The organism is Mycoplasmopsis pullorum, assembly GCF_001900245.1.
GTDB classification, from domain to species: Bacteria; Bacillota_I; Bacilli_A; order Mycoplasmatales; family Metamycoplasmataceae; genus Mycoplasmopsis; species Mycoplasmopsis pullorum.
This window is the reverse complement of the sequence record NZ_CP017813.1, coordinates 32,893-45,051: the sequence shown is the minus strand read 5'-3', so window position 1 is coordinate 45,051 and position 12,159 is coordinate 32,893. Positions and strand designations below refer to the sequence as shown.

The window sequence follows — 12,159 nt, the reverse complement described above, 5'->3', positions numbered from 1 at the left end:
ATGAGAATATTTTATTCATCAATAATTGAAGCTTTTAAGACCTCTTGAGCTAACGAAATATTTTTAAATTCTGGATCTTTTTTATGAAATAGTGAAAATAGAATTATATCTAAAATCATCAGAATTGCAATTTTGTTTGTAATACTAAATTGAATATTTTTAGTAATAAAAGTAGAATAGGTAATTAAATTTATTTTTGTATCATTTTTTAGCGCTTCACTCTTGTTTTTAGTAATTAAAGAAAAGTTGATCATGTCTCTTTTTAAGATTTTAGCAACCTTGACGCAGTCAGTATTTGCAAAATTTTGCGAAATGATTAAAAAATTATGGTTATTATCTAATGCACTCGGATAAAAATCAACAAAGTCATAAATAGTGTTAAATACAACTGAATGCACTCCGACTTTTAATAATTGTTCAGCAAAATACTTTCCCATCATGTAGGAAGTTCCAATACCAAAAATAACGATATTTTTATTATTTGCAATTAAATTAACTAAAATCTGAATTTGTTTGTTATCAATGCTGGTAAAAACCATTTTAATTAAATTGGTATATTGATCAAAAACATTTTTCTTGATGTTTTCTAAACTATCTAATTCTCGTAGTGTAATATCGTTTTTTGGTTGATATTTTTCTAAATATGCTGCTACATAAATTTGTAAGTGTTTAAAGGTCGAAAAACCGATTTTTTTTGCAAAACGCGAAACGGCCGTTTGTGAAACAAAAATACGCTCGCAAATTTCACTCTGAGTCATCTGAGCGAACTCTTTTGGATTTGTTTCAATATAGTTAATAATATAGTTATCAATATCAGAAGGTTTAAAATTATTTTTTATAATAATTGATTCAAAGATTTTCATTTTCATATTATCTTTTAATTATATTAAATTTAACAACTATTTCTCATTTGTTAATAAAATAAAATTCCTAAGGTAATAATTTCACATAAGCCTTTTGCGGCCTATAGGTCAAAATTTTAACAATAAAGAAAAAAAGACGAAATACTTAGAATTTAAGCATTATCGTCCTGAGTTTCCAAGTTACTCAAGCATAAAAAACAAATACGCCTACGATATAGGCGTATTTGTTTTTTCGTGATTAAAATTACACACATAGAATTACGTCATGCATGCAATAAAGTCTTTGTAAATTTTTATGTTTTCTTTATGATTTTCATCTAAATCATTTATTATTTCCTGAACAACCTTACCATCAATTTCTTTTCTTGTAATTGTCATCATCCTTAAAGAATCAATAAACAGATCTAAAGTCACTCTTTGTATTTCTCCGTTGCTTTTATAATAATTTTTTAATTTGTAAAGAGAATATTTTAAAACAACGAGAGCAATAAAACACAATAAAAGATGTGCTAGTATGTGTTTTTCGCTGTGTACAAATACAGGTCTAACTTGTAAAGAAGATTTCAGTGTTCTAAAGTTTTCTTCTACTTTTCATTGTCTTTTATAAATTTCATTAGCTCTTGCTGGTGTTAAGTTAAGAATATTGGTTTCAATAATATAAAAACCATCCTCTGGATAAACTAGGACTCGAAATATGGACATTCCATGTTTCGAGTTTTTTTATGGAGGTAGTGAAATGAAACAATTAAAAGAAATACAATGATTAGAATTATTTGAAAAATATCACGATTACAAGAACGGAGTTTTAGGCAAAAATGAATTCGAATCTTTTTATCGCTCAATTAGAGGTGTGAGCTATTTTGATAATAAGTCACGATACACAAGAAAATATTTCGTATCAAAATATAATAGATATAATTTAGGAATGATTGATTTAAACTCACAAACAGGTAAAGCTACTAAAAAAGGAAAAGGTACAGGTCGACCAAAAAAGAGAAAAATAACACCAGTAGAAATTGCTAGAAAAGAATGAAAAAAATGCCAAAAGAGCAATTAATTGAAATTTTGGAAATCTTTAAAGATTCTTTTGATAAAAATAATATTGAAGTTGGCATATCTAAAATCGAGAAATCATCAATTTCATCAAGACGTTTAAGCGTTACCTTTAATAAATCTAAATCAACTATTCATAACATTAAAAATGGTCAAGAGAAAACTAATAAATTAGTAATAAATAAGAATAAACATGACGATCTAATAATCGAAGCATTTAAAAAGAATAAATGCTTGTTTGGAAGAGTAAGGTTAGCAAATTATATTAGAGAAAAATATCAAATTTATCTTAATTATAGGACTTTAGGAAGAATTATGAATAGATTAGGATTGTTCTGTGTAATCCGTAGAAAAAGAAAACAAAGAGAACAAAAAGATACAAGTGTTAAATTCTTAGATCTTGTTCAGCGTGACTACAATGGTGAAAATAATCAAATAATAGCAACAGACGTTACCTACATTCCTGCACCTAGAGATTGTGTAAACAATTTTGTATTTTTATCTATTGCAATCGACCATAGAAGTAAATATATTGTAAATTACAACATTTCAAAAACAAATGATTTGGAACTTGTTATGAAACATATGTCTAAAATCAAATTTAACAAAAAATGAATAGCACATTCTGACCATGGATTTCAATATTCATCAAAAAAATATTTAGAATCAATTCAAAACAATAATGGTGTAGTTTCTATGGCGAGAATTGGAAATTCATTAGATAACCGAGAAGTTGAATATTTTTTCTCAATTTTAAAATCTGAGTGTTTAAAATTAATCGACGTGACAAAGATAAATTTTTCCGAATTAAAATCAATTATCGACAATTTTATACTTTGATACAACAATGAGAGAATTCAATCTTCATTGAAATGAAAAACACCTCAAGATTTTTGAGGTGTTTGCGGACAATAAATAAGCTTTTGTCCATTTTCGTTGTCCTAGTTTATTTTACTTCGAGTTTATTTTTTAATTATTAAAAATGTTTTAATTATTTTTATAAAAATAAAGTATTTTTAATATTAAAATATAAATTAAATGATAAAACAAAATATAAAGGATTTACAAGATGAAAAATGATATTAAACCTTTTGTAAAATGAGTAGGTGGTAAAACTCAATTAATTGAAGAAATTAAGAAAAGACTTCCTAAAAAAATCAAAAATTATTTTGAACCATTTCTAGGTGGAGGGGCAGTTTTATTTAATTTACAACCCAAAAAGGCATATGTAAATGATATTAATGCTGTTCTTATAAATGCATTTAATGTCATAAAAACTAACCCGAATCATTTAATAGAAAATTTAAAAGAACTGGATGAAAAAGAATGCACTAAAGAATTTTTTTACGAGAAAAGAGAACAATTTAACAAAAAAATAATAGCAAATGAATTTGATATAGAGTTAGCATCATTGTTTGTTTTTTTAAACAAAAAATGTTTTAATGGCATATATAGAGTTAATTCAAAAGGTTTGTTTAATGTTCCATTTAACAATAAAACCAAAGTACGTTCTTATGACAAAGAAAATATTTTAAAAATCAGTAATTATCTTCAAAATGTAGAAATTTCTAATTTAGATTTTGAAGAAAGTTTGAAACAAGCTCAAAAAGGAGATTTTATCTTCATAGATAGTCCTTATGTTCCTTTAAATTCAAACACATTTGAATCTTATACAAAAGAAGGTTTTAATTTAGAAAGTCATATTAGGTTGTCAAAAGTATTTAAAACTCTTGATGAAAAAGGATGTTTTGTAATGCTAACAAATCATAATACTGATTTAATTAGAGATTTATATTCTGAATATAATATAGAAACAGTTAATGTCAAAAGAAATGTAAATAGTGACGGTAAAAATAGAAAAGGATTTGAAGTTATAATTACTAATTATGAATATTAGTTGCAAATAGTTATATTTTTATTTAAAATTTATTGTATATAACAATTAAAAAAAATAATTAGTTTATAAAAAACTTAAAAATAGGTATTAAAAAATGAAAAAGAATCAAATAAATGAAAAACTATTTGTCAAAACTTTATTGACAAAAAACAAAAAATATGATTATTTTGTTAACTGAGACAACGTAACAAGTCAAATAGAAAATAGCATTGAAATCAACGCTATGAATTCATTAATAAAATGCAATGATTTTAAGAACAAATTTTTTGAATTACTAGAAAAAGTGCCTACTGTAATAACTGTTTTTCCTTTATTAATCGCAATTTCGAAAGACTCTAGAAAAAGAATAAAATTAGGTAATTCAAACCTTGAGGTTTTAAATGAAGATGGTTTTGTGGAAGAATTTGATTTTTCTATAAAAAAAGCAAAAAAAGGTATAAATGAAAAAGAAAAAGAGATATATTATAGATTTTTCGAAAAAATAGGATTAAAAAAATTGTTTCAAGAAATTATAGAAAAAAGTGTTTATGATTATATTACTGGTGTTTTGGTTGGTTTAGATAGTAATGGTAGAAAAAATAGAAGTGGTTTAGTTTTTGAAGAAATGTGCAAAGAAATAATTGAATCTATATGCAAAGATTACGATATTAATTTATTAGTTCAAAATAAGTTTAAAAATCTAGAAAATTTCAATATAAGAATAAACAATAACATTTCAGGTAAAAAACCTGATTTTATCCTATATAAAGGTAACACATTTTTAAATATTGAAGTTAATTTCTATGGTTCTGCTGGTTCAAAACCACAAGAGACAATTGATAGTTATATAAATAGAAAACAAGAATTAAATAATAACAATATAGAATTTATTTTAATAACAGACGGTTATTTTTGACAAACTGTGCAAGAAAATCTTCTAGAAAAAGCTTTTAACAACATCTTATTAATGAATTATCAAACAGCAAAATCAGGAGAATTAAGAAAACAAATAAAAGAAATATTCAATTTAAAATAATAATGATATATAGAATTCTTTTTTATAATCTGAATGATAAAATCCTAATCAGGAAAATTTAAACTGCTGGTTTATTTTTCTTTACAAAGTAACAAAATCCCGCTTTTTAGTCAAAAACAACGATTTCTAGAGTTAATCTACAATATAACAACAAATAATAATAAAATACCATTTTTTGTAAACTAGGACAACGAAAATGGAAAAAAGCTTATTTATTGTCCGCAAACACCTCAAAAATCTTGAGGTTTTTTTCATTTCAATGAAGATTGAATTCTCTCATTGTTGTATCAAAGTATAAAATTGTCGATAATTGATTTTAATTCGGCAAAATTTATCTTTGTCACGTCGATTAATTTTAAACACTCAGATTTTAAAATTGAGAAAAATATTCAACTTCTCGGTTATCTAATGAATTTCCAATTCTCGCCATAGAAACTACACCATTATTGTTTTGAATTGATTCTAAATATTTTTTTGATGAATATTGAAATCCATGGTCAGAATGTGCTATTCATTTTTTGTTAAATTTGATTTTAGACATATGTTTCATAACAAGTTCCAAATCATTTGTTTTTGAAATGTTGTAATTTACAATATATTTACTTCTATGGTCGATTGCAATAGATAAAAATACAAAATTGTTTACACAATCTCTAGGTGCAGGAATGTAGGTAACGTCTGTTGCTATTATTTGATTATTTTCACCATTGTAGTCACGCTGAACAAGATCTAAGAATTTAACACTTGTATCTTTTTGTTCTCTTTGTTTTCTTTTTATACGGATTACACAGAACAATCCTAATCTATTCATAATTCTTCCTAAAGTCCTATAATTAAGATAAATTTGATATTTTTCTCTAATATAATTTGCTAACCTTACTATTCCAAACAAGCATTTATTCTTTTTAAATGCTTCGATTATTAGAACGTCATGTTTATTCTTATTTATTACAAATTTCTTAGTTTTCTCTTGACCATTTTTAATGTTATGAATAGTTGATTTAGATTTATTAAAGGTAACGCTTAAACGTCTTGATGAAATTGATGATTTCCTGACTTTAGATATGTCAACTTCGATATTATTTTTATCAAAAGAATCTTTAAAGATTTCCAAAATTTCAATTAATTGCTCTTTTGGCATTTTTTCTCATTCTTTTCTAGCAATTTCTACTGGTGTTATTTTTCTCTTTTTTGGTCGACCTGTACCTTTTCCTTTTTTAGTAGCTTTACCTGTTTGTGAGTTTAAATCAATCATTCCTAAATTATATCTATTATATTTTGATACGAAATATTTTCTTGTGTATCGTGACTTATTATCAAAATAGCTCACACCTCTAATTGAGCGATAAAAAGATTCGAATTCATTTTTGCCTAAAACTCCGTTCTTGTAATCGTGATATTTTTCAAATAATTCTAATCATTGTATTTCTTTTAATTGTTTCATTTCACTAACTCTATAAAAAAACTCGAAACATGGAATGTCCATATTTCGAGTCCTAGTTTACCCGACTTAGTTGAGCCTTTTCTGGTGATTCTTCCATTCTCTTTTAGAAGATTAATATTGTACTTCACACCATTAATTGAAGCTCCAATCCTTTCTGCGAGTTCCTTGATTGTAATATGCGGATTTGCACTCATCAAGTCAATAATTTGCTTACTCATGGAAGTTTCTTTTCCAATTTCTAGGCCAGTTTCTAGGTTAGTACTAGCCAAGAAATGATCCTTTAAGAATTCAGGCTGAATATAAATAATTGCATTTGTATAATTTCCTAAATCGTCATTTGGTAAAAAGACAATATCAGGGGAAAGATTAGCTTCCATAGCTTCTTTTGTCCTTCTGATTCCAGAACCATATGATTCAATCAAATCTAAAGCATAAAACATATCTTTTAATTCTTTATTCAGGTACTCTCTTTTATCAAAACTTCTCTCCTTATTCAAAGCTTCAATTGTAACCGGAGGAAGTGGACGATTCGGATTTACAAAAGAGATTCTATCTTTATAAACATAGATTCCAACATATTCATCCTCATCGTACTCTTTGTGTAAAATTGCATTTGTTGCTAATTCTTCAAACGCTGAAACAGGATAGTTATAAATAATCTTGTGTTCCATGTGATCTGGATAACGTAAAGTATAAGAACGCATGATATTGTCTTGAAAGTAGCGAACAACCTGCTTTGCTTGTAACCATACTGGAGCATCGAATGTTGTTCTCTCCATCTTATCTGTTCCATCAATTTCACGAATGATTTCTACTTGTGCATTAGGAATAAAGCGATTTGGTTTTTCGCAAAACATCAAAACAGCAAAGTTTTTTGCTCTAAATCCACCATATTCACTTTCATCAATTAATCCTAATGCCTTTGCCATTTCTATTTTAGAAAGACTTCTAAGATCCTCTTTGGCTCCTGTCAAAGTAAGATATTCTTTCATATATTCATAGCTCAAATCATCAAGCGTAGCTGTTTTATTTAAACTTGAACTGAAATTAAAATTTGCAAATTTCTTTAGTAGCTCAAATTCTTCTGTAGTATTGGGTAGCTTTGAATCTCTTGAAACTCGAATATATCTTCCAGATTTAAGTCCGATCTCCTTATCCTTTTCAGCTTTCTCGGTCGTTTGACATGGCCCTTTTACGCTTGGCTCAACAGCAATGACAATATAGTATTCATCATCAATCTTATCTTGAATAAGCTGATAGCTAATTTTAGGTGTGATGTAGGAAAGTAATGATTTAAGCCGATTTTCAATACTCTCAATCATTGCTTCTTTAATGCCGGAGATTGGACGCTTTGGGATGGCCTTTTCTTTTGTTTCTTTATCATCCACTTCCTCTACACCAATAAAAATCAGTCCAATCTCATTATTCATGTAATTGTTTGCAAAAGCACATGCTGTCTTTAAGATTTTATCTTTAAATTGAGCTGATTTCTTATACTCGATATAGCTATTTTCAAGCACCTGTTTTTCTAAAATATCATGAGCCATTCTCTGTATATCAGAACGCTGCATTATAGCTCACCTCACCTTTGTATTTTTGTTTAATTATAACATTTCTTTGTGCCTATTACTATTATTTTCACAACCGCTACTTTTGATAATGACTGATTTCCTCAAGAATACCACCTTCAATCTCTTTCAAAAAGACCGCCTTATCCAACGCCCAGCAGTAACTTTACTCAGCTTTGTTTCCCGCTCCGCTGTGGTCTTTGCTGATTTAAAAGCTTCAGAAACAATGGTAACCAGTGCCACTCCCTTGTGTGTCGCAAGAAGGTTCTTTTTATCACGTTCCACAAATCCTTTAGAGATTAAACTCTCCAGAATGCCGGCTCTTGTGGCAGGTGTCCCTATTCCTTTTCTCTCCACTTCAATCCCTTTTTCCAAATCTTCCGTTCCCACAAGCTCCATCGCCTTTAGAAGTGTATCCTCGGTGTAGTGCTTTGAAGGATTTGTGAACTTTTCTTTGATTTCCCTTGCTTGAATTTCATAGTTTTCGTTAGCTTCAATCTTTGGTAGTATGACTTCTTCTTTTTTCTTTGCATACTGCTTCATGTACTTTGTAAAACCTTCTCCCACAATGACTTTGCTACTATTGGTAAACTCAAAATCCTCAAATATCACCATCACCTTTGTGGTTTGCTCTACAAGCGGATAGCCCATACTTGCGTGAAGCTTAGCAGCAACCAAGTCATTATATTAGAAAAGTCGGTTAATGATAAATATACCATTTCTGATGCTTTACGAGAAGGTCATCAAAGTCGTAAACAACAACACCTTAAGAACGGAAATGGATTTGGTTATTCTTTATTTAATGAAGAAAGTGAATACGCTAATACTATTTCAGCTCGTTATTATAAGGATGAAAGTGAAATCTTGATTTAACAAATTGGTAAAAATCCTCGTAAATTAACACCGCGTGAAGCTAGTCGTTTACAGGGGTTTCCAAGCGAATTTATCATTCCTGTGAGCGACACGCAAGCATATAAGCAATTTGGTAACTCTGTTGCTGTACCAGTAATTCATGCAATTTCTCAAAACATTTTAAAAGTGTTAGACCAAAATTCATTGTAGATAATTGATCAAAGAAACAACGAATTGAATTTATAGCCATTTTAGACTAGGAACAACAAAAAACACAGAAACTTAATTCTGTGTTTTTTATTTGAAAGAAATTATTTTTTAGATTTTTTAAGAGAAACACCAATAACTGCTGCTAATAGCAATACAGCTATAACAGTAGAAATGATAAATGGTGTTTTTCAACTAGTTGAGTTATTGTTGGTCTTTACACTATTTTTGTGGTTATTAAGGTCAGTTTGTGTTTCTAATAATTTGTTTTGAAGATCGCTTAATGCTTTTTTAATTGTGTCGTTGTATTGATCAACAGTGGCTGTTAATTCGATGTTGTAATTTAAGTCTAATTCTTTAAAAATGTTGTTTACAGCTTTAATGAAATCAACTAATTTTGAATCATTATCATTTGCTAAAGCAGCTAAAGCTTGTAATTCGATAATTTTATTTGTCTGTGCTTGATTTTCAGCTAAAAGTTTTGAATATTCACCTCTTTGAGCAACAAGTTGAGCAGCAATTTTAGCAAGTTCTTGGTCTTTTAATTTACCTGCTTCTTTTAGTTTTTCAATTTCACTTTTTGCTTTTTCTAAAAGAGCTTTTAATTCTTCAATTTGTCTATCTTGACTTAATTTCACTTCTAATGCATCTGAAGCTAATTTTTCTGCTGTTTCGACACTCACTTTACTTGTTAATTTAATTAATTCGATGTATTTTATTAATAAATGATAAGTAGATGGAGATGAAGGAAATTTTGAACTAATTCTTTCTGAATTAGCTTTTAAAAGAGCGACATTTTTTTCATCAGTATCTAATAAGCTTTCGATAGCCATTAAAGCTTCATATTGTTTTAACATTTCATAAGCGGCTGGTAGAACTTCATGAGATACAATATTAATTATACCTTGAACATTTTCAGCTGTCTGTTCTGTACTGATAGCCATATCATGTTTTTCCTTAAACTCATTTCAATATTCTTCAAGATATTTTTCACCGAAGTTAATTCCGTCACCATATTTAGTTTTTATTTCTGTTACTTTATTATTAAAAAGATTTTTATAATATTGAGTACCAGCTAAAGACATACCTGCTAAACTGTACTTTTGACTAATGCTATTATTTGGCATCCCAACAAGAGTACCATAAACAGCCTGAAGTACTTCATTAACTTTTTGTTCCGATGAATCATTATTTGCAGCTGACATAACTGGTGAAATAGCAATAGGAGCAGCAACTGAACCTAGTCCTAAAATTAATAATTTCTTATTGAATCTTTTCATGTATAATTTCCTCTTTTTTGATCAAAAATAAGTTTGAAATTTATATGTAAAATACAATTTCATTCACATTATACAACTAGCTCCTTTTTTTTTTTTTTTGTAAAAATACATAGAAAAATATGAAATTTCGTTTTTTTATGAAAAAAATTACCGCATTTTCATTTCAAAGTACATTTTTTCAAATATTTTCAGGAATTAATATCAAAATTAAATTACAGTGAAAAAAGATTGATGCCTTAAGGAAATTACAAAAAAACACACAAAGCAACGGTTGTACTTGTGTGTTTTAAATTAATAATTTTATTCGGATTTCGCTACTTTTTTCTTGTGAAAATTAAATTTTTCGTGAGTTAGATTACGGTCTCAACGAATATTGTAGTAGACAATTTCAAAAATTGCAAGTTTAACAATATCTGATAAGAAAAAGACTAAGTAGAATCAAACAACGTTTAAATCTCATTTATTAGGAGCAACAAAAACATAAGTTAAAAGAGCTAATCAAGCAAGTTGTAAGGCGCCAGTGATAAATTCTAAGAGTGAGATAACGTTATTTCTACCACCAGCAGAAATTAACCTTGCACTGGTGATAAATCAAGCTCAAAATGGACTAAAAGCTAACATGATAATCAATGTACCAATTAGATATTCATTATAAACTTTTTTAACCGCTTCTAATGTTTCTTGAGTTTGGTTTGGATTTGAAAGAGCTCAGTTTTTAATTGCTGAGTTTGAAAAGAGTCCAATGTGTGGAAGAATAAAAAGAAAGATTGAGAAAAAGAGTGACATGCACACTTGCATCATAAAGTGGAATCCTTTGAGTTGATTTCCATTTTTAACAGCAATATCAAATTCACTACGACCTAGATGCATACCAACATATTTAGTGATATTGGCACTAAAGGAAGCGAATGTTGCAGTAAAGATACCAGTAAAAGTAGCTGTAATTGATAAAACCGCCACGTTCATAATGTTATATGCATTATCAGTATGAGCACTATTGTAGAAAATTTGTCTTACGGTGTTAAATGCAACAGCACTTGAAGATAATAGAATTGACGGAAAACGTTTAACGAATTGAATAAAAATAATTGGTGAAACATGAAAGAGTTGTCATGGAAAGACATTTAATTCTCTACGTTTGATATATAAGAATAAGAAATTCATAACCAGAGCCGAAACACGAGCGATGACACTAGCTAAAGCAGCACCAATAACCCCCATGTTTAGGGCATACATAAAAATCGAGTTGAATGTAATATTAACACATAAAGTTGTGATGGTCGAGTACATTGAATATTTTCCAAGACCTATTTCACGTAATAAATTTCCAGATGTAAAGGTTCAGATTAATAAAATTCAAGCAATTGCAATATATTTTAGATAATCCTGTGCCAATCGTACAATTTCATCGTAACTTTGACCGGATTCATTATTACGCGGACCAGCAACTAATTCAATCATAGCTTGTGGAGTTGCGTAAGCAAAAACTAAAATGACAATAACCACGATTGCACTGAGAATAATTCTTAAGCTGATAACTTCGCGGGTTTTCTTAATATTACCAGCTCCTAAATATTGTCCAACCAAAGTAGCACCGATAAATCCAATTCCGGTAAAAATCGCTAAAATGATTGAAGTATAGAAGTTGGCAAAGCTTAGTGCTGAAGTACCACCATTAACCGTTAAGACCATGAAGTTGTCGACAAAGTTATTAAAGGCAAAACACAATCCTGATAAAACAACCGGAAAAGCGTGAATGAAGTATTCTCATCACTGTCGTTTTGAATCTGGAAAATGAACACTAAAAAAAGTTTTGAACCATTTTTGAATCATAAACATTAATATTCCTTTCAAACTAACATTAATTAAATTTCTTATCTCTTATTCAAAATATATACTTTAAATTTTATAATATTTCTCTTTTTTGCAAAACCGCTAGCTTAAATTTTACTTGTGAGTAGTCGCGGTTGCAATTTAGCA

Annotated in this window: 12 protein-coding genes and 1 pseudogene; 6 read left to right on the top strand and 7 right to left on the bottom strand. The window is 28.4% G+C overall.

Annotated features, from left to right (window positions below; all coding sequences use genetic code 4):
* Nucleotides 1–11: 11 nt before the first annotated feature.
* Both BLA55_RS00190 and BLA55_RS00185 read right to left on the bottom strand, forming a co-directional pair.
* Nucleotides 12–869 (bottom strand): MurR/RpiR family transcriptional regulator, encoded by an 858-nt coding sequence (locus tag BLA55_RS00190; protein ID WP_073372122.1) that lies wholly within the window; start codon nt 867–869, stop codon nt 12–14.
* A 252-nt stretch (nt 870–1,121) separates the two neighbouring features.
* A pseudogene (locus tag BLA55_RS00185) lies at nt 1,122–1,535 on the bottom strand (IS1634 family transposase); the annotation flags it as partial.
* Nucleotides 1,536–1,599: 64 nt separating this feature from the next.
* Between BLA55_RS00185 and BLA55_RS00180 the strand changes: the two are divergent.
* From BLA55_RS00180 to BLA55_RS00165, 4 genes are all read left to right on the top strand, one after another.
* Complete coding sequence (locus BLA55_RS00180) at nt 1,600–1,920, top strand: hypothetical protein (RefSeq protein WP_073372120.1); 321 nt, start codon at nt 1,600–1,602, stop codon at nt 1,918–1,920.
* The gene (locus BLA55_RS00175; protein ID WP_084107601.1) at nt 1,893–2,831 is read left to right on the top strand and encodes a DDE-type integrase/transposase/recombinase; all 939 of its coding nucleotides are present in this window, start codon (nt 1,893–1,895) and stop codon (nt 2,829–2,831) included. The genes BLA55_RS00180 and BLA55_RS00175 overlap by 28 nt, the downstream gene beginning before the upstream one ends.
* Before the next feature lie 154 nt (nt 2,832–2,985).
* Nucleotides 2,986–3,813, top strand: coding sequence for a DNA adenine methylase (locus tag BLA55_RS00170; protein WP_073372119.1), 828 nt, complete (start codon nt 2,986–2,988; stop codon nt 3,811–3,813).
* 94 nt (nt 3,814–3,907) lie between these two features.
* Nucleotides 3,908–4,828 (top strand): DpnII family type II restriction endonuclease, encoded by a 921-nt coding sequence (locus BLA55_RS00165; protein ID WP_073372118.1) that lies wholly within the window; start codon nt 3,908–3,910, stop codon nt 4,826–4,828.
* A gap of 370 nt (nt 4,829–5,198) precedes the next feature.
* On the opposite strand, the gene BLA55_RS00160 is transcribed toward BLA55_RS00165, so the two are convergent.
* Genes BLA55_RS00160 through BLA55_RS00150 form a run of 3 tightly spaced genes read right to left on the bottom strand, consistent with a single transcriptional unit; the run spans nt 5,199 to nt 8,491 of the window.
* Nucleotides 5,199–6,272, bottom strand: a complete 1,074-nt coding sequence (locus BLA55_RS00160; protein WP_084107599.1) for a DDE-type integrase/transposase/recombinase — start codon at nt 6,270–6,272, stop codon at nt 5,199–5,201.
* Nucleotides 6,260–7,843 carry an RNA-binding domain-containing protein gene (locus BLA55_RS00155; protein WP_073372117.1) on the bottom strand — a complete coding sequence of 528 codons (1,584 nt, stop codon included), beginning with the start codon at nt 7,841–7,843 and terminating at the stop codon, nt 6,260–6,262. Before BLA55_RS00155 ends, BLA55_RS00160 begins: the two co-directional genes overlap by 13 nt.
* A gap of 33 nt (nt 7,844–7,876) precedes the next feature.
* Complete coding sequence (locus tag BLA55_RS00150) at nt 7,877–8,491, bottom strand: DNA topoisomerase (RefSeq protein WP_073372116.1); 615 nt, start codon at nt 8,489–8,491, stop codon at nt 7,877–7,879.
* Between the two features lie 6 nt (nt 8,492–8,497).
* Here BLA55_RS00150 and BLA55_RS04395 point away from each other — a divergent pair, with 6 nt between their 5' ends.
* The gene (locus BLA55_RS04395) at nt 8,498–8,713 is read left to right on the top strand and encodes a hypothetical protein (RefSeq protein WP_235631833.1); all 216 of its coding nucleotides are present in this window, start codon (nt 8,498–8,500) and stop codon (nt 8,711–8,713) included.
* Nucleotides 8,714–8,716: 3 nt separating this feature from the next.
* Complete coding sequence (locus BLA55_RS04390) at nt 8,717–8,902, top strand: DNA cytosine methyltransferase (RefSeq protein WP_256373990.1); 186 nt, start codon at nt 8,717–8,719, stop codon at nt 8,900–8,902.
* Nucleotides 8,903–9,003: 101 nt separating this feature from the next.
* On the opposite strand, the gene BLA55_RS00140 is transcribed toward BLA55_RS04390, so the two are convergent.
* Nucleotides 9,004–10,179, bottom strand: coding sequence for a hypothetical protein (locus BLA55_RS00140; protein ID WP_073372115.1), 1,176 nt, complete (start codon nt 10,177–10,179; stop codon nt 9,004–9,006).
* 300 nt (nt 10,180–10,479) lie between these two features.
* Nucleotides 10,480–12,018 (bottom strand): MATE family efflux transporter, encoded by a 1,539-nt coding sequence (locus BLA55_RS00135; RefSeq protein WP_073372114.1) that lies wholly within the window; start codon nt 12,016–12,018, stop codon nt 10,480–10,482.
* Nucleotides 12,019–12,159 lie beyond the last annotated feature (141 nt).